The following is a 21088-nucleotide window of genomic DNA, read 5'->3' on the forward strand; positions in this document are numbered from 1 at the left end:
TGCCTTGAGATGAGTTCTCCCCGACTTAAAGTTGGTAAGGGTTGTTTAAGACGAAGACGTAGATAGGTGTGGTGTGTAAGCGGTGTGAGCCGTTGAGCTAACACATACTAATTGCCCGAGAGGCTTAACTATACAACGCTCAAGTGTTTTTGGGTGAAGTAAGAAAAAGTAAGTAAAACTAAATCAAAATTAAATAAACTAAAAAATCAGACAAAAAAGAGAATCAAACAGACAGCTTGTTTTTAAATTTAAAGAATAGAATAAAAGAAATATAGGGTCGTATTGAATACGCCCAATCATCAAAGGAATAATCCTGATGGTCATAATGCAGTAGCCCCACCTGAACCCATGCCGAACTCAGAAGTGAAATGCTGTAATGCCGATGGTAGTGTTGGGTTTCCCAATGTGAGAGTAGGTCACCATCAGGTTTTTTATTAGAACACAAACCCCAGTTACGAGAGTGACTGGGGTTTTTGTCATTTTTATTTATCCCGCAAAGACATACTCTGCACTGGTGTACGGGGTTAAGCATAGTTACGCCACGCTGTGGCTATTCTGGTTGTTTAAAATACCGTCAATTTTTCAAGGATTATAATCCTTTTACTTGTTATTGACATAACAAGTAAACATCTCCTACAAATTAAAAAGGATTTCATTGTGAATAGGTTTGTTATTTTTTCTACTGTATTATTAACAACAAGTATCGTATTTGCGAATACTTCAGAAGATAAGATTGCACAGTGTTTACAAGTTTCTTATCCGCAAAGTATTGTTGCTAAAGACAATCAAATTCAGATTGGGAATAAGATATTTACAGTTAAATTTAGCCATACTAATGTAGATGCATCGAATTTTCAACAGCTATTAAATTCACCACAGATAGGTGATCAGTTCTTACAGATTTATCCAACATCATTTCAGTCTCCTCAACCTTATCAAGATCCAGGCCGAATTCGTTATCAACCTTTGTTTACTGCCATGTACGGTGAAACAGAGGAGCAAGTTAGACAGAATTTAGTGAAAGTACATTGGAAACCTTCTGGTAAAACAATTTTATTTAATCAGAAAAATGGTGCAGCTCAAGCATTGGAGCGTGTTGGTAATCAAATAGCTTCAGATCCAACATTAGCGAATTATGTTCGTAAAAGTTCAGGATCTTTTTATTATCGAGTCATTAAAGGCACAAATCGCTTAAGTGCACATGCCTTTGGTGTAGCGATTGACTTTGATTTACCCAATGAATTAGGTAAATATTGGCAGTGGTCTGGCTGTAAAGAGGGCGGAAATTGTCCTTATCCAAATGTATTATTAAAAGATGAAAAGTTTAATAAAGTTATTTCTATTTTTGAACAACATGGCTTTATTTGGGGTGGAAAATGGTTTCATTATGATTCCGTACACTTTGAATATCGTCCTGAATTATTAAATCCACAATGTTATTAGGAGTATTCCATGAAAAAATTTATACTATTGGTTAGTGTTATGTTATTGGCTAATATTGCAAAGGCTGAGTATTTATGCAGTTACGAGGCACAATTGTCAGACAATGATAAATATAATAGTTCGGGTAATTATATTGCGACATCTTATACCAAATCTGCAGCGGCCGGTGTGCTTCGACAAGATCGAGCAAATTATCATAAATTTGGTGTGAGGGATCCATTTGATCAAGGAGATTGTGTTTTTTACATTCCTGCCAATCGTGCAAAATTAGAATCATGGCTTGCTCGTGGTAAAATGCCTACATCAGTTATTCATCGTATTATTGATGGGAATCCTCTAATTCACGTGGATATTTATAGTAATAGTATTGACGTATATGTTAGATAATCATTATGTTAAGTAAGTTAATTTATAAGATCTAAATTAAAATTAGTTGTATAATGTCTTTGTTCATGACTTATAATGATAAAGTTCTAACGAAGACGATATAAGAATATGGTATCTAAGGGAGAAAAATGATGAAATTAAAAAGATTATTAGTACCTATATTATTAGGAATAATGGGAAGTGCAAATGCACAAGTGCAGACAATTTTTCATTGTAACACAAAGAATAATAAGCAGATTTTTTTAGGTTTTGAACCAAATACGAATACGGTGACCTATGCTTTTGGCAAGGATTTGAATCATCCTGAAATGATGCTGCAACGAAATATTCAACAGGTCAGAGGTGAATCTCATTATAGTTCTGCAGAGGGAGCAACAATAAATGTTGTTGATATACCTAATGGGAACGCACTATATAGTGTACAAGAGTTGTATACTCAAAATACAACAGAAGTTGGTGTTGAAGTTACTCAAAAAGGAAAGCGTATTACGTTTGTTTCTTGTAAGAACAATAAACCGAATATCTCCAATTTAGAGAGTTTTGCTTCTGAATTAAGTCAATAAATTTAGGTACCAATTCTCTTACTTTGGTAAGATTATAATTTGGTGAGCCTAGAGAACCAGTGGAGATACCTGTTCTTGTGCATCATTCACACAGGTATTTCCCCTCAAATCACAATATCATTCGTCAATTCCCACAAATTTTGCTACACTAAACTCATGGCTGATTTCACCTAGGATTTTCTATGCAACTCACGGATCAACTTCTTCAATCTGTTCTTCATATTGCCAATGAAGCAGGTAAAATCTTAGAAAATTTCTATCTAAAATCTGAATCTATTGAAATCCATACAAAATCAGACAATACACCCGTGACAGAAGTGGATGTTGCCATTAGTCAATTTTTAACCCAAAAACTCACCGCACTTACCCCTGATTTCCCTGTTCTCTCGGAAGAAAATTGCAATATTCCCTTAACAGAGCGACAAAACTGGGAAACCTATTGGTTAATCGATCCCTTGGATGGCACGCAACAATTTATTGATAGAACGGGGCAGTTTTCTATTTTAATTGCCTTAATTCAGCAAAATCGTCCCATTTTAGGGGTTATTCATGCGCCGATTTTACACAAAACCTATTACGCTATGCAGGGATTTGGGGCGTATAAACTGGAAGATAATAATCATCAACGCCTAATTGCTCGCCATATTGATTTAAGTAAACCGCTCAACATCGCCGTGGGTTCAGAAAGCCATAAGCAAAAAGTGCGGTGTATTTTGCCGGAGAATTTTCCCTGTGAATTTATTGTTTATGGTTCAAGCGGACTGAAAAGTACGTTAGTGGCGGAGGGGATAGCGGATTGTTATGTCCGCTTAGGTGATACTGGTGAGTGGGATACGGCGGCGTCTGAGGTTTTATTAAATGAGCTACATGGTAATATTTTTGATCCTTTTTTTTCACCTTTAACTTATAATCAACGTGAAACTTTTGTGAATCCGCCTTTTGTGATGACGGCGGATGGTGAAAAAAATTGGCAAAAAATCTTTCACTTTAATTTGTGATAGCTATTGGAAAATTGTGCGTTAATGGTGCATAGTATCGCAATAGTTTATTATTTTACTAGGATATAATATGAATGCAGAAAATAATTGTATTGTGATTTTTGGTGCGTCAGGTGATTTGACCCATCGTAAATTAATTCCCGCCCTTTATAACCTCTATAAAATCGGGCGTTTAGCGGAAAACTTTTCTGTGCTGGGCGTGGCTCGTTCAGATTTAAATGATGAAAGTTTTCGTGACAAAATGCGTAAAGCATTGATTAAACATGAGAAAGCAGCAGGCGAGAGTTTAGATAATTTCTGCTCACATTTGTATTACCAATCTGTAAACACCTCTGATTCGCAAGATTATGGTAAGTTAGTGCCACGTCTTGATGAATTACACGATAAGTACCAAACCTGTGGTAACACGCTTTATTACCTTTCTACCCCACCTAGCCTTTATGGTGTCATTCCAGAATGTTTAGCCGCACATGGCTTAAACACGGAAGAGTATGGTTGGAAACGGATTATTGTAGAAAAACCATTCGGTTATGATATTAAAACGGCCCACGCCTTAGATATTCAAATTCACCGTTTTTTTGAAGAACATCAAATTTACCGTATTGACCATTATTTAGGTAAAGAAACCGTACAAAACTTACTCGTATTACGTTTTTCAAATGGTTTGTTTGAGCCACTTTGGAACCGTAATTTTATTGATTATGTGGAAATTACTGGGGCGGAATCTATTGGTGTAGAAGAACGCGGTGGTTATTATGACGGTTCTGGTGCGATGCGTGACATGTTCCAAAACCATCTCTTGCAAGTGTTAGCCATGGTTGCCATGGAGCCGCCAGCGATTATTAATGCGGATTCTATGCGTGATGAAGTGGCGAAAGTCTTGCATTGTTTGCATCCATTAAGTGAAGAAGATATTCAGAATAATTTGGTGCTAGGCCAATATACTGAAACACAAATTGATGGCGAAGAGATTAAAGGATACTTACAAGAAAAAGGCGTGCCGGCAGACTCAAATACAGAAACCTTTATGGCATTACGCTGTAAAATTGACAACTGGCGTTGGGCTGGTGTGCCATTCTATGTGCGTACAGGTAAGCGTTTACCGACTCGAGTGACAGAAGTCGTGATCCATTTTAAAACTACGCCACATCCGGTATTTAGCCAAAATGCACCTGAAAATAAATTGATCATCCGCATTCAGCCGGATGAGGGAATTTCCATGCGTTTCGGCTTGAAAAAACCAGGTGCAGGGTTTGATGCAAAAGAAGTTTCCATGGATTTCCGTTATTCGGATTTAAGCGGCTCATCAAGTTTATTAACCGCTTATGAACGCTTATTATTAGACGCCATGAAAGGTGATGCAACATTATTTGCTCGTACGGATGCCGTACATGCTTGTTGGAAATTTGTGCAACCGATTTTAAATTACAAAGAAAATCGGGGTCGTGTGTATGAATATGAAGCTGGCACTTGGGGACCAAAAGAGGCGGATAAGTTAATCGCAAAATCGGGTCGAGTATGGCGTAAACCAAGTGGTCAAATGAAGAAAAAAGTGTAAGGGAATTAAATGAATACCATTATTTTTGATACTGCACAACAAGCCGTTGAAAACATTGCCGAGCAGTTTTTGCAATTAAGTCAACAGGATAAACCCGTACATATTTCTCTATCGGGGGGGAGTACGCCAAAATTGTTGTTTAAAACCCTTGCTCAAGCACCGTTTAACAGCAAAGTGCGGTGGAAAAATTTGCATTTTTGGTGGGGGGATGAACGTATGGTTGCCCCAACGGATCCTGAAAGTAATTACGGCGAAGTGCAAAAATTGTTATTCGATCATATTCAAATTCCAGCGGAAAATATTCACCGCATTCGGGGCGAAAATGATCCACAAGTTGAACTCGCTCGCTTTGAACAAGACATTCAAGCCAACATTCCCAACGGTGAATTTGATTGGATTATTTTAGGCATGGGCAATGACGGACACACAGCATCATTATTTCCGTATCAAACGGATTTCAATGATCCGAATTTAGCGGTGATTGCCAAGCACCCTGAAAGCGGACAGCTACGCATTTCTAAAACGGCGAAATTATTGAGCCAAGCAAAACGCATTAGTTATTTGGTCACAGGCGAAGCCAAAGCGGACATTATCAAAAAAATTGCCACGCACTCTGCTGACCAACTGCCTTATCCTGCAGCGAAAATTCAAAGCACGAAAGGGGTAACAGAGTGGATTTTGGATCGTGGAGCTGCGAAATTACTGTAATTTATTTAGAAATATGGTCAATAATTAGGAGTTGGAAATGAAAAATAGATTTATCCTTATGTCTGTCATAGTAGTACTCTTAACGGGATGTGTTAGCAGTTCATCTGAACAATTTTCTCAAAAAAAAGAAATAGGTATAGAACAAATTCCTGAACAATATAGAGTACATCCAAAAACCCCTGCACCTAAAGGCGTTAAGGATGGAGAATATACGGGTAAGATTAGTCAAGGAAGAACATATAAAACGGTCTTTAAGGATCACTTTGCGGATAAATATATTGATGTGTATTATCCAAATGGGCAGTTGCATTCACATACTCCTTTGGTTGATGGATTGGCTCAAGGTTGGTCTGAAGGATATACAGCAGAAGGAAAATTAAGAACAAAAGTTTTATATAAAGATGGTGTAGTGGTTCGTTACCAAACTTATGATGAACAAGGTAAGTTACTCCAAGATATACAATAGTAATCAAGCATAATAAATTTAAAGCAGAATTAATTTAACTCAACAGGAGAAAAAAATGTCAGTTAAAGGCGACATCGGCGTTATCGGTTTAGCGGTAATGGGACAAAATTTGATTTTAAATATGAACGACAACGGCTTTAAAGTGGTGGCGTATAACCGCACCACCAGCAAAGTTGACGAGTTCTTACAAGGTGCAGCCAAAGGCACAAATATCATTGGGGCTTACTCATTAGAAGATCTAGCCGCCAAATTAGAAAAACCACGCAAAGTGATGTTAATGGTGCGTGCGGGCGATGTGGTGGATCAATTTATTGACGCCTTATTACCGCACCTAGAGCAAGGTGATATTATTATTGACGGCGGTAACTCAAACTATCCTGATACCAACCGCCGAGTGAAAGCCTTGGCAGAAAAAGGCATTCGCTTTATTGGTTCTGGTGTATCAGGCGGTGAAGAGGGTGCAAGACATGGGCCGTCTATTATGCCTGGTGGTAGCCAAGACGCATGGCCTTATGTGAAACCCATTTTCCAAGCCATTTCTGCGAAAACAGATAAAGGCGAGCCTTGCTGTGACTGGGTAGGTAAAGATGGCTCAGGTCATTTCGTAAAAATGGTACACAACGGCATTGAATATGGTGATATGCAATTAATTTGTGAAGCCTACCAATTCTTAAAAGACGGTTTAGGCTTAAGCTACGATGAAATGCACGCTATTTTCCAAGAATGGAAAAATACCGAATTAGACAGCTATTTAGTGGATATTACAACGGATATTTTGGCGTATAAAGACGCTGACGGTTCGCCGTTAGTAGAAAAAATCTTAGATACCGCAGGCCAAAAAGGTACGGGCAAATGGACAGGGATTAATGCCCTTGATTTCGGTATTCCATTAACCTTAATCACCGAATCGGTATTTGCTCGTTGTGTTTCTTCTTTCAAAGATCAACGTGTTGCTACGTCTAAATTGTTCAACAAAACCATCTCGCAAGTCACGGGCGATAAAAAAGTGTGGATTGAGGCGGTTCGCCGTGCCTTATTGGCATCAAAAATCATCTCTTACGCCCAAGGCTTTATGCTGATTCGTGAAGCGTCAGAGAATTTTGAATGGAATATTAATTACGGTGCAACGGCGTTATTATGGCGTGAGGGCTGTATTATTCGCAGCCGTTTCCTAGGCAATATCCGTGATGCCTATGAAACCAATCCTGATTTAGTGTTCTTAGGTGCTGATCCGTATTTCAAAGGCATCTTAGAAAACTGTTTGAGTGATTGGCGTAAAGTGGTGGCAAAATCTATCGAAGTGGGCATTCCAATGCCTTGTATGGCAAGTGCAATTACGTTCTTAGATGGTTATACGTCCGCCAACTTACCAGCCAACTTGCTACAAGCCCAACGTGACTATTTCGGTGCACATACTTATGAGCGTACCGATAAACCACGTGGCGAGCATTTCCACACCAACTGGACAGGTCGTGGTGGCAATACGGCATCAACGACGTATGATGTGTAGTTGAGCAATATCTGGTGGGGGAGAACTGACATGGTTTTTCCCCACTTCAAGAGAGAAAAAAATGTCCGAATTAAAATTAAACTACCATAAAACCCACTTTCTCACCAGTGCAGCGAATATCATGCAACTGCCAGAAGATACAGGAATCGAAATTGCCTTTGCTGGTCGATCAAATGCAGGAAAATCCACCGCACTGAATGCCTTAACCAATCAAAAAAACTTGGCTCGCACCTCAAAAACCCCTGGGCGGACGCAGTTAATCAATCTGTTTGAAGTGGAGCCACAATGTAAATTGGTAGATTTGCCTGGTTATGGTTATGCGGCGGTGCCAGAACAGATGAAATTGCAATGGCAGAAGTCTTTATCGGAATACTTGCAGAAACGAGAATGCTTGCAAGGTGTGGTGATTTTAATGGATATTCGCCATCCATTAAAAGATCTCGATCAGCAAATGATTGAATGGGCAGTGGCCTCAGAACTGCCTGTCCTATTATTACTCACCAAAGCCGATAAACTCAGCCAAAGTGCCCGATCAAAAACCGTAAAAATGGTGCGTGAGGCGATTTTACCTTTTCAGGGCGATGTGCAAGTTGAACCGTTTTCGGCACTGAATAAAATTGGTATTGATCGCTTGTCGATGAAGTTAAATGACTGGTTTAGTCCCGCTTTTGAGGGTGAAAATAGTTAATTTTGTGATCTTGATTCCAAAAATACACCGTAGTTTTTGCAAAGTGCGGTGTATTTTTTTATGCTTTTTCTAATTTAGCCATAAAAAAGGAAAAGTTATGTCGTTAGCGATTGTTTATAGCCGTGCCTCTATCGGGGTGCAAGCCCCTCTGGTGACCATTGAAGTGCATATTAGTAATGGTAAGCCGAATTTTGTGTTAGTTGGATTGCCAGAAAAAACCGTGAAAGAGGCGCAAGATCGAGTGCGAAGTGCGTTGATTAATGCGCAATTTAAATATCCCCCAAAACGTATTACGGTGAATCTCGCCCCAGCGGATTTGCCCAAAGAGGGCGGACGTTTTGATTTGCCGATTGCCTTGGGCATTTTGGCGGCCTCAGGGCAAATTAATGCGGAGCAATTACGTCAATTTGAATTTTTGGGTGAACTGGCATTAACCGGTAATTTACGTGGTGTGCAAGGCGTTATTCCCGCTATTTTAGCCGCCTAGAAAGCGAAAAGAACCATGATTATTGCGCCACAGAATGCCAATGAGGCCTCGCTTATTTCGGGCCATGACAGTTATTATGCCCATTCCTTGTTGGAAGTGGTGCAGTTTCTCGGCAATCAATTAAATTTACCCACGGCGAGCCAAATGGCGGCGCAAGTCCGAGCAAATGCACAGCAAAGTGCGGTGCAAAATCAGCAAGATTTAACCGATATTATTGGTCAACATCATGCTAAACGCGCTTTAACCATTGCGGCAGCAGGGCAGCATAATTTGCTGTTATTGGGGCCACCGGGGACAGGCAAAACCATGTTAGCTAGCCGATTAACTGACTTACTGCCAGAAATGAGCGATCAAGAGGCCATTGAAACGGCCTCCGTCACCAGCCTGATTCAAAATGAACTGAATTTTGCGAACTGGAAAAAGCGTCCTTTTCGGCACCCTCATCATAGTGCCTCTTTGCCTGCTTTAGTGGGTGGAGGTTCGATCCCAAAACCTGGCGAGATATCATTAGCAACCAATGGCATTCTTTTCTTAGATGAGTTGCCCGAATTTGAACGTAAAGTATTGGACGCCTTGCGCCAACCCTTAGAAAGTGGCGAAATTGTGATTTCTCGAGCTAATGCAAAGATACAATTTCCTGCCAGATTTCAATTAGTTGCAGCCATGAACCCCAGCCCTACTGGCCATTATCAAGGCTTGCATAACCGTACCTCACCACAGCAAATCATTCGTTATTTAAACCGCCTGTCTGGCCCATTTTTAGATCGTTTTGATCTCTCTATTGAAGTGCCATTATTACCACAAGGCGCATTACAACGTCAAGAAGATCGTGGGGAAACGAGCGAACAAGTGCGTGCAAAGGTGCTAAAAGTGAGGGAAATTCAGTTCGCTCGACAAGGCAAAGTGAATGCCCATTTAACCAGTAAGGAAATTGAACGCTATTGCCCGTTATCAGAAAAAGAGGCGATGTTTTTGGAAAATGCGCTAACGAAGTTAGGCTTATCCGTACGGGCCTATCACCGTATTCTAAAGGTGTCACGCACCATTGCGGACTTGGCGGAATCAGAACATATTACCCAAGCCCATTTAGCCGAGGCGTTGGGCTATCGCACCATGGATCGGTTATTGTTGAAATTACACGAGTAATCAACGGTTTAGAGAGAAAGAAAATAGACAAAAATAAACCGCACTTTTTGTGTCTGAGCATGTTGTTCAACAAAGTGCGGTCTTTTTTTAATGAGATTTAGGCATTTAAAATATTCTGAATTTCTTGAATACTTAAATGATAACCATGCGGGCAATTACGCCATTCATCAAGCATTTTGGTGTATTTATCCCACATTGGGGTTTGGGAGTCACAGCCGTGTTCACAACGCATAAATTCTTGATATTTACCCTCAACACCGGTAATAAAACGCAAGTAGCTTAAATATTTTTTCTCACGCACCGCACAATAGCCCACAAATTGTAAGCGGTGAGGCGTTACCGTGGATTTATCGGTTAAATTGTTGTACGAAACATGTAAGGCTTTATACATTTCGAGCGTATCTAGCACGGTTTGGCATTCTTCTAATGAAATGTCATTAAATTCTTGATCCAGTTCTTTTAATTCACGCGCAAAGCCACCTTTTACGATAGCCTCTAAACGGGCATATTTCGCTTTATTTTCAGGTTCAAGTAAACCCATTAATTTATATTGATTGCTTAAAATTAAGCGTTGTGTTGATGTCATTTCCATAATAAATTCCTTGTTTCTTTAAATTTTATTTAGTCGATACTGTTTAAATCTTCTTTTGAAAGCCCGCTTTCTTTCACTTTTACGTTACCGTCTGTGGCACGATATTCAAGGTTTTGATAATAAGCCTCACGGAATGTAATGTACGGATCTTGTGCTTGTTCTAACAAGGCCTCTTTATCCATGGCTTTGGCACGGGTGTCCACGGCTTGCACGCCGGTTTTGACTAACGACCAAGCTCCGCCAACCCAATGCCAGAAAGGATAGGTATAAGCGGTATCGACCACAGAACCAGTTAATTCTCGAGGTGTGGTGGCATTATAGACAGGGAGAACCACATAGCTACCCGCCTCTACGCCATAACTGCCGAGGCTATCGCCGAAAGTGCGTTGGTGTTCAATTTTGAGTGGATCGCTATAACTGGCCCAGTCAATTAATCCGCCTAAGCCAAAGGTGGAGTTAATCACAAAGCGGTTAAAATGCACCATGGCTTTTTTGACCTCGCCCTCGAATAAGCGGTTCACAAAGCTCACAGGTTCATCAAGGTTATTGGCCACATTTGAAATCCCTGTGGTGACGGGGCTTGGCAAGGCATTCCAACCTTTGGCAGCCGGTTTCAATAAATAAGGGTCGAGAACTTTGTAGTTGAAATCCCACATCGTGCGGTTAAATCCTTGTAAAGGATCTTGACGTTCTCCCGTGACAGGATCGAGCGTGTTAGTACAGCCACTTAGTAACACAAGGCTACAAAGTGCGGTGGAAAAGAGCGTTGTTTTTTTCATTAAGTTGATTTCCAAATAGAATTTTGCTTATTGTAAATGAGTTAGGCAAAATCTACAAAAAAATTTACCGCAGTTTAGATTAAAAACTGCATGAGATGAATATTAATTCAGTTTTATTGCATAAATATATTTCTTTGCAACTTTACAAGCGGATCGGGGCTTGATAGAATAGCTTGAATTTAACCAATTCACCTCAAGAGATTGTCATCAACAATCTTTGGTTAATGAATATTTGTAAGTGTTCAACCACACATTCAGGAGCAATTATGTCCGCACAAGCCATTCTCGTGCTTGCCGACGGCAGTGTTTTTCACGGCACCTCTATTGGTGCTGAGGGCCACACTATCGGCGAAGTCGTTTTTAATACTGCCATGACCGGCTATCAAGAAATTTTAACTGATCCTTCCTATTTTCAACAAATCGTTACGCTCACTTATCCCCATATTGGCAACACTGGTTGCAATATTGAAGATCTTGAAAGCCAACAGGTTTTTGCCTCTGGCTTAATTATTCGTGATTTACCCTTAACGCATAGTAATTTCCGTGCTAACCAAAGCCTTTCAGATTATTTAAAAGCCAATAATGTGGTGGCGATTGCGGATATTGACACTCGCCGTTTAACCCGAATTTTACGTGACAAAGGAGCACAAGCTGGTTGTATTATGACCGGTGAAGTTGACGAGAAAAAAGCCTTGGCATTGGCGTTAAGTTTCGGTTCCATGGCGGGCAAAGATTTAGCTCAAGAAGTGACGTCTAACGAACGTTATCAATGGACACAAGGCGAATGGCAATTAGGTAAAGGCTATGTGGAAACGAAACATCCTGAATTTAATATTGTGGCGTACGACTTCGGCGTGAAACGTAATATTTTAAGAATGTTGGCGGAGCGGGGTTGCAATATCACGGTTGTGCCGGCTAAAACTTCAGCCGAGGACGTGTTGGCTTTAAACCCTGATGGTATTTTTCTTTCCAACGGACCAGGCGATCCTGAACCTTGCGATTATGCCATTTCAGCAATCCAAACCTTATTAAAATGCAAAAAACCGATTTTTGGCATTTGCTTAGGACATCAATTATTAGGTCTAGCCGCAGGCGGTAAAACTAAAAAAATGCCATTCGGCCACCACGGCGCTAATCATCCGGTACAAGATTTAGACAGTGGCAATGTGTTGATTACCAGCCAAAATCACGGCTTTGAAGTAGATGAACACAGTTTGCCAACCAATGTGCGAGTGACCCACCGTTCGTTGTTTGATAACTCGGTACAAGGCATTGAACTCACCGACCAATCGGCATTTTCATTCCAAGGACACCCAGAGGCCAGTCCGGGGCCGAATGATGTGGCGTATTTGTTTGATAAATTTATTGCGAGTTTGAGAGCGGCGAAAGCGTAATACCCCATTATTTTTACCAAAATGATTACTAAGTTTATGGAGTAAAATGTGAATAATGAAAATCGGGTAAAAGAATTAAAGAGAGTATATGAACGTTGTATAGAAACTAGAAACTTTGAAATACAGCAGTTATTGCATCGAAATAACTTTATGCTTGTGTTTCAGGCGGCTCTATTTACAGCGTTTTCTCAATTATATTCTCAAAGTAACAAATATAATATGATAATTATTATATTAGGATTAGTTGTTTCTTGTTTTCAAATAGGAATTGCTGCTGGGGCTAAATTTTGGCAAGAATATTGGGAAGCTAAGCTGAGTGATATTGAAAGAAAATTAAAAAGTTCATTGCCACATAATGATGATGAATTTATCTACTTGTTTTCAATTGATGGAAATACAAATAATGATAGAAACGCTCAAGAGTTAGTTCGGGAACGATTAGATATATCACGTAAGAACATTCTAGTAAAATTTTTAATAGAACGTAAATTTTCTGTAAGCACCATTCCAATATATATGGGAATGGTATGTCTAGTTGTTTGGGTAATTATGTTGCCAATTGATTGGGGTAACACGTTTTCCTGTATTGCAACTAATATAAATTAGTTTAATGAGAAATTTAAAATGCCAAAACGTAACGACATAAACACAATATTAATTATCGGCGCCGGTCCGATTGTAATTGGTCAGGCTTGTGAATTTGACTATTCAGGGGCGCAGGCTTGTAAGGCTTTGCGGGAAGAGGGCTATAAAGTGGTATTGGTCAACTCCAACCCTGCCACCATTATGACCGATCCGAATATGGCGGATGTGACCTACATTGAACCGATTCAATGGCAAACCGTGGAAAAAATCATTGAAAAAGAACGCCCTGATGCGATTTTACCAACCATGGGCGGACAAACGGCGTTAAATTGTGCGTTAGATTTGTCTAAACATGGCGTGTTGAAAAAATACAATGTAGAGCTGATCGGGGCGACAGAGGACGCTATTGATAAAGCCGAAGATCGTGGGCGTTTTAAAGAGGCCATGGCGAAAATTGGCTTGCATACGCCAAAATCTTTTGTGTGTCATAGCTTTGATGAAGCGTGGAAAGCACAGGAAGAAGTGGGTTTTCCAACCTTAATTCGCCCGTCTTTTACCATGGGTGGTTCAGGCGGTGGGATTGCTTATAACCGTGATGAATTTCAAGCCATTTGTGAACGGGGTTTTGATGCCTCACCGACCCACGAATTGTTGATTGAGCAGTCCGTACTCGGTTGGAAAGAATACGAGATGGAAGTGGTGCGTGACAAAGCGGACAACTGTATTATCGTCTGTTCCATTGAAAACTTTGACCCAATGGGCGTGCATACGGGCGACAGTATCACCGTTGCCCCAGCACAAACCTTGACCGATAAAGAATACCAAATTATGCGTAACGCCAGCCTTGCAGTGTTGCGTGAAATCGGCGTGGATACGGGCGGTTCAAACGTGCAATTTGCGATTAATCCTGACAATGGCGAGATGATTGTGATTGAAATGAATCCACGGGTGAGCCGTTCTTCTGCATTGGCAAGTAAAGCAACAGGCTTCCCGATTGCTAAAGTGGCAGCCAAATTGGCAGTGGGTTATACACTCAACGAACTGCGTAACGACATTACAGGCGGTTTAATTCCAGCATCTTTCGAGCCATCCATTGACTATGTGGTGACCAAAGTCCCACGTTTTGCCTTTGAAAAATTCCCACAAGCGGACGACCGTTTAACTACGCAAATGAAATCCGTGGGCGAAGTGATGGCAATGGGTCGCACGTTCCAAGAAAGTTTGCAAAAAGCCTTGCGTGGCTTGGAAACAGGAATTTGTGGTTTCAATTTGCTTTCCGAAGAACCTGAAAAAATCCGTAGCGAATTAGGTAACCCCGGTCCGAACCGTATTTTGTATGTAGCAGACGCATTCGGAGCAGGTTTCAGCTTGGAAGAAGTCCATCATTATTCCAAAATTGATCCTTGGTTCTTGATTCAAATTCAAGATTTGGTGCAAGAAGAATTAGCCTTAGAAAAACGTACCTTAGATGATTTAGACTACGCCGAACTTCGCCGTTTAAAACGCAAAGGCTTTTCCGATAAACGGATTGGTCAGCTTACTCAAGCTGGCGAAAGTGCGGTGCGAAATAAACGAAATTTATTAGATTTGCACCCTGTTTACAAACGAGTAGATACCTGTGCGGGTGAGTTTAAATCGGATACGGCATATCTCTATTCTACCTATGAAGAAGAATGCGAAAGCCGTCCAACGGATCGCAAAAAAATTATGATTTTAGGTGGTGGTCCAAACCGTATCGGGCAAGGCATTGAGTTTGACTACTGTTGCGTTCATGCCGCCCTTGCCTTGCGTGAAAGCGGTTTTGAAACCATTATGGTCAACTGTAACCCTGAAACGGTTTCGACCGATTTTGATACATCGGATCGTTTATATTTTGAACCGTTGACATTGGAAGATGTGTTGGAAATCATCCATGTGGAAAATCCGTACGGCGTCATCGTGCATTACGGTGGTCAAACCCCGTTAAAATTGGCGAACGCTTTACACGATAACGGCGTGAACATTATCGGTACGTCCGCCGATAGCATTGATGCCGCCGAGGACCGTGAACGTTTCCAAAAAATCTTGCACGATCTCGGCTTAAAACAACCGAACAACCGCACCGCTCGCAATGCCGTTGAAGCGGTGAAATTGGCGGATGAAGTAGGTTATCCGTTGGTGGTGCGTCCGTCTTATGTGTTGGGTGGTCGGGCCATGCAGATTGTGTATAACGTGGACGAACTCAACAAATATATGCGTGAGGCAGTGCAAGTGTCGGATGACAGCCCGATTTTGCTTGACCATTTCTTGAACAATGCCATTGAAGTGGATGTGGATTGTATTTGTGACGGCAAAGAAGTGGTGATTGGTGGTATTATGCAACATATTGAACAAGCAGGCATTCACAGTGGTGACTCCGCTTGCTCCTTGCCTGCGTACTCCTTAAGCCGAGAAGTGCAAGATGAAATCCGCCGCCAAACCGTGGCCATGGCGCAAGCTCTGAATGTGGTAGGCTTAATGAATGTGCAATTTGCGGTACAGGATAACGTGATCTATGTGTTAGAAGTCAACCCTCGTGCCAGCCGTACCGTGCCATTTGTCAGCAAAGCCACAGGACGTTCCTTGGCGAAAATTGCTGCTCGAGTGATGGCGGGTATTTCCCTTGCGGAACAGGGTATTGCCGGTGAAGTGATCCCTGATTATTACTCCGTCAAAGAGGCCGTGTTCCCGTTTATTAAATTCCCTGGTGTAGATACGATTTTAGGGCCTGAAATGCGTTCAACAGGCGAAGTGATGGGCGTGGGTAAAACGTTCTCCGAGGCCTTTTTGAAAGCAGAGCTTGGTGCAAATGAACGGATTCCAAAAACCGGTAAAGTCTTTGTATCGGTGGATAACAAAGACAAAGCCCGCCTATTGCCAGTGGCTCGCAGTCTACAAGAACAAGGTTACGGCTTGTGTGCCACCATGGGAACCGCTAAATTCTTACGGGACAATGGCATTTCGGCTCAAATTGTGAATAAAGTCCGTGAGGGGCGCCCGCATATTGTGGATGCGATTAAAAACGGTGAAATTGCCATGATTATCAACACCGTGGGTAGCACCCCAGAAAGCGTGACGGACAGTCATTCCATTCGCCAAAGTGCGTTGCAACAAAAAGTCTTTTTACAAACCACCCTGTCAGGGGCAGAGGCTTTGGTAGAGGGCGTGAAAAGCCTTGCGGGGTGTGATGTGTATTCGTTACAAGGTTTGCATCAGCGGTTGCAGTAAGAGCCAAACAACTAGACACAAAAAATGTGTCTAGTTAAATCAAAAGAGGGAACTATTTCTTTTCTTTACATTCTAATCAAGGCGGACATTTTGTCCGTCTTTTTAATCTTTAAACAAGGAAACTTTTATATGAAAAAATTACTCGGAGTATCATTCTTAGCTGTTTTATTAACGGCTTGTACATCAGAATCAAACCAACGTCCGCAAGGTCCACGTGGCGAACGCCCACAAAATCCACAACTTGAAGCAGCAATGAAATCTTGTCACGAATCTGTGGGTCAAACGCAAGATCGTACTAAGTTTGAGGCCTGCATGAAAGAAAAAGGATTTGAGAAACCCGCTGCTCGCCCAAGTAAACCGAGTTCAACCAGTGCAAATTAATGGATTAAATTGATCAAATAAAAACCGCTTGCCGAGTAGACGACAAGCGGTGCTTTATGGATTTAAAATTACCATTGATAGCGATAAACCGCCTGAATATTATAAGGTTGGTCGAGATATTTACCGTGGGTTATTTTGCCCTCTATCCCAACACGGTGATTACCGAATGCGGCATTCAAGCCGACAGCCGTCTCTAAACGATTTTTCGAACTTTCCACATCAAATTGATATTGGTTGACTCGGATATGAGAATCGTTATTTTTAGATATTACACCATGTAATTCCGCATAAGGTTGTAATGACCAATTGCTAACTGCAAAGGATTTATCAACTCGAACGCCAACTCGTCCTGTGATAGCAGATAGTCTTTGTTCATTATCATGACCAGAAATAGTTGTCCAAGTGGCTTGGATTTGTGGGGTAATTGCCCAGCTACCAATTTGATGAATTCGCCCGATTTCAGTAGAAAGGGAGTAAGCATTATATTTTTGTTTATCTATTTTGTCCGATTTAGAAGAAATACGCTCATATTTCGCAATATTGTCCCAGTAGAAACCATTATTTGCCAAATAAGTGCCATATAGCCCGAATGATACTGCATCGACATCACCAGAGCCGTAATTGCCGTTGAAATCTACATTAGAATGCGTGTTACCAACAAACCCACCAAGACGCAGATTATCTGTAACGGCGACATCTGCACCTAATTGGATAAGATGCAGATCTTGTTTGAAACCAGATGAATAGCTGTTGCTTGATGTTTGCGTGGCATCAAGTTCATTACGGCTATTTATATTGCGAACCCACACATTGCTTTTTTCACCTTGTTTTATTTCACCTAAACGATCATGTAAGCCGACTAGCGAACTTTCTACCAACAAAAGTTGAGCTTGGCGTAGAGAAGCCAGATTGTTGCTTATTGCACTTAATGTATTGGTATTAGTAGGTGCAGGTGGTGTTATGGTTTGTGTTGGCGGTGTTGGTGTGATTGGTTGGGTTGTTGTATTTGCCGTGATATTGGTTGTGCCAACATCTGTGTTAGGGACGGTGGTATTTGTCGTTTGTGTTGTGTTTGTCGTGTCAGTTAAGTTGTTTGTTGTACTGTTTGATTGAGCAGTGTCTGTACTCGTATTTGATGTTGTGTTTTCTGTTGTGGTATTTGGCGTTGTAGTATTCGCTGTAGAAGTATTACTTAACACCCAGTTATTGCCGTCTTGGGTTAAGAAATAACGATAGGCACCGGCATCAACATAATTATTGGTCAGTTTAAAATTGGCAGTACTTGCATCGGTGGCTTGAACAAGGGTCACTTTGCCATTGGCTGAGTTAGGTTCATTACCACTATCACTCACAGCGAGATTAAAATCACCGCTAGATTTACCCTGTAAAATAAGCTGATCGGATTGTTGATTGGCTAAGTCTGTGTTTAAGTGGAACGTGCCAGAACCCGATAATTCATCGGTAATGGTTAGCGTTTGGAACTCATTTTCTTTTGGTAAAATCACCGCACTGTTGGATAGTTTTAGGTTGGTAATTGAGTTCGTGATTCGTAGTTGGTCTTCTGAGTGAAAATAGGTCGGAAGTGTGAGTGTTGAATCTGTTAACGTAACATTGTAGGTTGTTTTATATTTATCAATGCTTGAGGTACTAATTAGCCCAGTTAAATTTGAATTTGTTGCGACAAGATTAAACGTATCATCGGTATTATTTGTATCGTCCTCTTCAGGATCGTCAACAAAGGCACCTAATACAATAATTTTACTGGTAATATCACTATTATTCACGGTTAAATTCAAATCAGCATAACTGACACTACTTGATGAACCCCACCAAGACGCAATGAGTTCATTTTCGGCATTGATGGAGGAATTATTGATGGTGAGACGATTATTTTTATCAAAATAACTAAAAGCACTGCTATAAAGATGATCCGTTGATAGCGTGCTGTTATTTAATGTCGCTTGGCTACCATATTCTAAACTTATTATACTGGAGACATCGCCTGAGCTAGTCAGACGAGTATTGTTTGCGTTAAGTGTGGATTTATTTAATCTAATGACATCACCATAAGCATTGTCAACCTTTAAGGTACTGTTATTGATAGTTATATTGCTATTATCTTCGCTATTTAATATGGCAACAGAAAGGTCTTCTTGCCCATATCCTTTAATCTCCAGTTGGCTATTATTGATGGTGAGCTGAGTTTGAGAAGGGGAAATAAGATAAATATTGGCACTACTTTGGCTTTCTGAGATAGTTTGTTGCAACGAAAATTGATCAACGGTTACGGTGCTATTTGAGAGATAATATAACGCATTATAGTAGTGAGTGTAGCTAGAATTGATTGTATCCGTTTGAATATTACAATTAGCCAGACTGGCTTGAGCATTACTAATTTCGGTTGGGATTGTGCAATCATTTGCTAAAGCAGAGGTACTTAATACACCACTTGCAATCAGAGCAAGATAAATGGGTGAATATTTTGACGAGAACGACATAAAAGCTCCTTTGGTTATAAAATTAATTAAATATTTTAGGATCTCACTAGGCGAACCACTATTTTGAAATATACGCTAATTTTTTATGAAAATAAACAGTTGTTTTATATATTAAATAAAAAAGAGAGTGCGATTAAACACTCTCTTTTTGCTGAAACGAAACAGCTAAATTGCTTAGCTTTGTGACGAAATACGTTTCATATCTGTCATATAACCACGTAATTCTTGACCGATTAATTCAATCGGGTGATTGCGAATCGCATCATTCACATCACGTAATAACACGTTATCAATTTCAACCGTTGGTGCTGGTTCACCTAAGTCACCTTTTTGTAAGGTTGGAATCACTTTTTCTGCCAAAATTGGTGTTGCCACGTGGGAGAATAGATAGTTACCATATTCTGCGGTATCAGAAATCACCACGTTCATTTCATATAAACGTTTACGAGCAATTGTGTTGGCAATTAATGGTAATTCGTGTAAAGATTCGTAGTAAGCGGATTCTTCATAAATACCACTTGCCACCATGGTGTCAAATGCCAATTCTACGCCAGCTTTCACCATCGCTACCATTAACACGCCGTGATCAAAGTATTCCTGTTCAGAAATTTTGATGTTGTCGCCTTTTGGTGAATTTTCAAAGGCGGTTTTGCCTGTGGCCTCACGCCATGTTAATAGGTTCACATCATCGTTCGCCCAGTCTGCCATCATGGTGGAGGAAAATTCGCCACTGATAATATCGTCCATGTGTTTTTCAAATAAGAACGCTAATTCCTCTTTGATTTGTTCAGATAATTCAAAGGCACGCAATTTGGCACTGTTCGATAAGCGATCTAACATCAGCGTAATACCGCCTTGCTTTAAGGCCTCGGTGATGGTTTCCCAGCCGTATTGAATTAATTTACCGGCATAAGCGGGGTCTTTGCCGTCTGCTACTAATTTGTCGTAACATACAATAGAACCTGCTTGTAACATACCGCAAAGAATGGTTTGTTCGCCCATTAAGTCAGATTTTACTTCTGCCACGAATGAAGATTCTAATACACCTGCACGGTCGCCCCCTGTGGCACTTGCCCATGCTTTAGCGATCGCCATGCCTTCACCTTTCGGATCATTTTCAGGGTGAACAGCAATTAAGGTTGGCACACCAAAACCACGTTTATATTCTTCACGAACTTCCGTACCAGGGCATTTTGGTGCAACCATGACGACGGTGATGTCTTTACGAATTTGTTCGCCCACTTCAACGATATTGAAACCATGCGAATAACCAAATGCCGCCCCATTTTTGATTAATGGCATGACATCCGCTACCACTTTTGAGTGTTGTTTGTCTGGGGTTAAGTTGATGACTAAATCCGCCGTTGGAATGAGTTCTTGGTAAGTACCCACTTTAAAACCATTTTCGCTAGCACGTTGGAATGAGGCACGTTTTTCTGCAATCGTTTCTGGGCGTAACGCATAGCTGACATCTAAGCCAGAATCACGCATATTTAAACCTTGGTTTAAGCCTTGCGCGCCACAACCGATAATGACGACTTTTTTGCCTTTTAAGAAGTTGCAGCCATCGGTGAATTCGTCACGTTCCATAAAGCGGCAACGACCGAGTTGATCGAGTTTTTGGCGTAGATTTAGGGTGTTGAAATAGTTAGACATTTT

General features: G+C 40.8%; 17 protein-coding genes, 2 rRNA genes and 1 pseudogene. 16 read left to right on the forward strand and 4 right to left on the reverse strand.

Annotation, left to right across the window (positions count from 1 at the left end):
• The 12 genes and pseudogenes from ACTG7Q_RS07855 to ACTG7Q_RS07910 form a co-directional block, all read left to right on the forward strand.
• Nucleotides 1-132: ribosomal RNA gene (locus ACTG7Q_RS07855) — 23S ribosomal RNA — on the forward strand; the annotation flags it as partial.
• A 180-nt stretch (nt 133-312) separates the two neighbouring features.
• A 5S ribosomal RNA gene (gene rrf, locus ACTG7Q_RS07860) occupies nt 313-428 on the forward strand.
• Nucleotides 429-657: 229 nt separating this feature from the next.
• Nucleotides 658-1443, forward strand: a complete 786-nt coding sequence (locus tag ACTG7Q_RS07865) for a M15 family metallopeptidase (RefSeq protein ID WP_439242619.1) — start codon at nt 658-660, stop codon at nt 1441-1443.
• Between the two features lie 9 nt (nt 1444-1452).
• A complete protein-coding gene (locus ACTG7Q_RS07870) occupies nt 1453-1830 on the forward strand; it encodes a hypothetical protein (protein ID WP_439242621.1) in 378 nt (125 codons plus the stop codon).
• A gap of 128 nt (nt 1831-1958) precedes the next feature.
• On the forward strand, nt 1959-2393 hold the full coding sequence (locus ACTG7Q_RS07875; protein WP_439242623.1) for a hypothetical protein: 435 nt from the start codon (nt 1959-1961) through the stop codon (nt 2391-2393).
• Nucleotides 2394-2575: 182 nt separating this feature from the next.
• The gene (gene cysQ, locus ACTG7Q_RS07880) at nt 2576-3391 is read left to right on the forward strand and encodes a 3'(2'),5'-bisphosphate nucleotidase CysQ (protein ID WP_439242625.1); all 816 of its coding nucleotides are present in this window, start codon (nt 2576-2578) and stop codon (nt 3389-3391) included.
• Between the two features lie 70 nt (nt 3392-3461).
• On the forward strand, nt 3462-4949 hold the full coding sequence (zwf, locus tag ACTG7Q_RS07885) for a glucose-6-phosphate dehydrogenase (RefSeq protein WP_439242627.1): 1488 nt from the start codon (nt 3462-3464) through the stop codon (nt 4947-4949).
• Between the two features lie 9 nt (nt 4950-4958).
• Nucleotides 4959-5657, forward strand: a complete 699-nt coding sequence (gene pgl, locus ACTG7Q_RS07890) for a 6-phosphogluconolactonase (RefSeq protein WP_439242629.1) — start codon at nt 4959-4961, stop codon at nt 5655-5657.
• A 37-nt stretch (nt 5658-5694) separates the two neighbouring features.
• Nucleotides 5695-6123 (forward strand): toxin-antitoxin system YwqK family antitoxin, encoded by a 429-nt coding sequence (locus ACTG7Q_RS07895; protein ID WP_439242631.1) that lies wholly within the window; start codon nt 5695-5697, stop codon nt 6121-6123.
• A gap of 55 nt (nt 6124-6178) precedes the next feature.
• The gene (gene gnd, locus ACTG7Q_RS07900; protein WP_439242633.1) at nt 6179-7633 is read left to right on the forward strand and encodes a decarboxylating NADP(+)-dependent phosphogluconate dehydrogenase; all 1455 of its coding nucleotides are present in this window, start codon (nt 6179-6181) and stop codon (nt 7631-7633) included.
• A gap of 61 nt (nt 7634-7694) precedes the next feature.
• Entirely contained in the window at nt 7695-8321 is a 627-nt protein-coding gene (yihA, locus tag ACTG7Q_RS07905) for a ribosome biogenesis GTP-binding protein YihA/YsxC (protein WP_439242635.1), read from the forward strand.
• Between the two features lie 97 nt (nt 8322-8418).
• A pseudogene (locus tag ACTG7Q_RS07910) lies at nt 8419-9954 on the forward strand (YifB family Mg chelatase-like AAA ATPase).
• A gap of 97 nt (nt 9955-10051) precedes the next feature.
• Here ACTG7Q_RS07910 and ACTG7Q_RS07915 read toward each other — a convergent pair.
• Nucleotides 10052-10546 (reverse strand): YfbU family protein, encoded by a 495-nt coding sequence (locus ACTG7Q_RS07915; RefSeq protein WP_439242637.1) that lies wholly within the window; start codon nt 10544-10546, stop codon nt 10052-10054.
• 29 nt (nt 10547-10575) lie between these two features.
• On the reverse strand, nt 10576-11325 hold the full coding sequence (locus ACTG7Q_RS07920; protein ID WP_439242639.1) for an MlaA family lipoprotein: 750 nt from the start codon (nt 11323-11325) through the stop codon (nt 10576-10578).
• A gap of 266 nt (nt 11326-11591) precedes the next feature.
• Between ACTG7Q_RS07920 and carA the strand changes: the two genes are divergently transcribed.
• From carA to ACTG7Q_RS07940, 4 genes are all read left to right on the forward strand, one after another.
• Entirely contained in the window at nt 11592-12719 is a 1128-nt protein-coding gene (gene carA / locus ACTG7Q_RS07925; protein ID WP_439242641.1) for a glutamine-hydrolyzing carbamoyl-phosphate synthase small subunit, read from the forward strand.
• Nucleotides 12720-12767: 48 nt separating this feature from the next.
• Nucleotides 12768-13325 carry a RipA family octameric membrane protein gene (locus ACTG7Q_RS07930; protein WP_439242643.1) on the forward strand — a complete coding sequence of 186 codons (558 nt, stop codon included), beginning with the start codon at nt 12768-12770 and terminating at the stop codon, nt 13323-13325.
• 18 nt (nt 13326-13343) lie between these two features.
• Nucleotides 13344-16550, forward strand: coding sequence for a carbamoyl-phosphate synthase large subunit (gene carB, locus ACTG7Q_RS07935; protein WP_439242645.1), 3207 nt, complete (start codon nt 13344-13346; stop codon nt 16548-16550).
• A gap of 129 nt (nt 16551-16679) precedes the next feature.
• On the forward strand, nt 16680-16931 hold the full coding sequence (locus tag ACTG7Q_RS07940) for a hypothetical protein (RefSeq protein WP_439242647.1): 252 nt from the start codon (nt 16680-16682) through the stop codon (nt 16929-16931).
• A 68-nt stretch (nt 16932-16999) separates the two neighbouring features.
• Here the strand turns inward: ACTG7Q_RS07940 and ACTG7Q_RS07945 are convergent, their stop codons facing one another.
• Nucleotides 17000-19429: an autotransporter outer membrane beta-barrel domain-containing protein gene (locus ACTG7Q_RS07945; RefSeq protein WP_439242649.1), complete on the reverse strand. Its 2430-nt coding sequence runs from the start codon at nt 19427-19429 to the stop codon at nt 17000-17002.
• A gap of 174 nt (nt 19430-19603) precedes the next feature.
• On the reverse strand, nt 19604-21085 hold the full coding sequence (gene ilvC, locus ACTG7Q_RS07950; protein WP_439242652.1) for a ketol-acid reductoisomerase: 1482 nt from the start codon (nt 21083-21085) through the stop codon (nt 19604-19606).
• Nucleotides 21086-21088: the final 3 nt, after the last annotated feature.

Origin of the sequence: Lonepinella sp. BR2474, from assembly GCF_051851555.1 — a bacterium.
Taxonomy (GTDB): Bacteria; Pseudomonadota; Gammaproteobacteria; order Enterobacterales; family Pasteurellaceae; genus Lonepinella.

Coding starts and splice junctions, on each gene's coding strand:
- ACTG7Q_RS07940 (WP_439242647.1), top strand. CDS start 16,680: ATGAAAAAATTACTCGGAGTATCATTCTTAGCTGTTTTATTAACGGCT.
- carA (WP_439242641.1), top strand. CDS start 11,592: ATGTCCGCACAAGCCATTCTCGTGCTTGCCGACGGCAGTGTTTTTCAC.
- carB (WP_439242645.1), top strand. CDS start 13,344: ATGCCAAAACGTAACGACATAAACACAATATTAATTATCGGCGCCGGT.
- pgl (WP_439242629.1), top strand. CDS start 4,959: ATGAATACCATTATTTTTGATACTGCACAACAAGCCGTTGAAAACATT.
- cysQ (WP_439242625.1), top strand. CDS start 2,576: ATGCAACTCACGGATCAACTTCTTCAATCTGTTCTTCATATTGCCAAT.
- ACTG7Q_RS07870 (WP_439242621.1), top strand. CDS start 1,453: ATGAAAAAATTTATACTATTGGTTAGTGTTATGTTATTGGCTAATATT.
- gnd (WP_439242633.1), top strand. CDS start 6,179: ATGTCAGTTAAAGGCGACATCGGCGTTATCGGTTTAGCGGTAATGGGA.
- ACTG7Q_RS07915 (WP_439242637.1), bottom strand. CDS start 10,546: ATGGAAATGACATCAACACAACGCTTAATTTTAAGCAATCAATATAAA.
- zwf (WP_439242627.1), top strand. CDS start 3,462: ATGAATGCAGAAAATAATTGTATTGTGATTTTTGGTGCGTCAGGTGAT.
- ACTG7Q_RS07895 (WP_439242631.1), top strand. CDS start 5,695: ATGAAAAATAGATTTATCCTTATGTCTGTCATAGTAGTACTCTTAACG.
- yihA (WP_439242635.1), top strand. CDS start 7,695: ATGTCCGAATTAAAATTAAACTACCATAAAACCCACTTTCTCACCAGT.
- ACTG7Q_RS07875 (WP_439242623.1), top strand. CDS start 1,959: ATGATGAAATTAAAAAGATTATTAGTACCTATATTATTAGGAATAATG.
- ilvC (WP_439242652.1), bottom strand. CDS start 21,085: ATGTCTAACTATTTCAACACCCTAAATCTACGCCAAAAACTCGATCAA.
- ACTG7Q_RS07945 (WP_439242649.1), bottom strand. CDS start 19,429: ATGTCGTTCTCGTCAAAATATTCACCCATTTATCTTGCTCTGATTGCA.
- ACTG7Q_RS07920 (WP_439242639.1), bottom strand. CDS start 11,325: ATGAAAAAAACAACGCTCTTTTCCACCGCACTTTGTAGCCTTGTGTTA.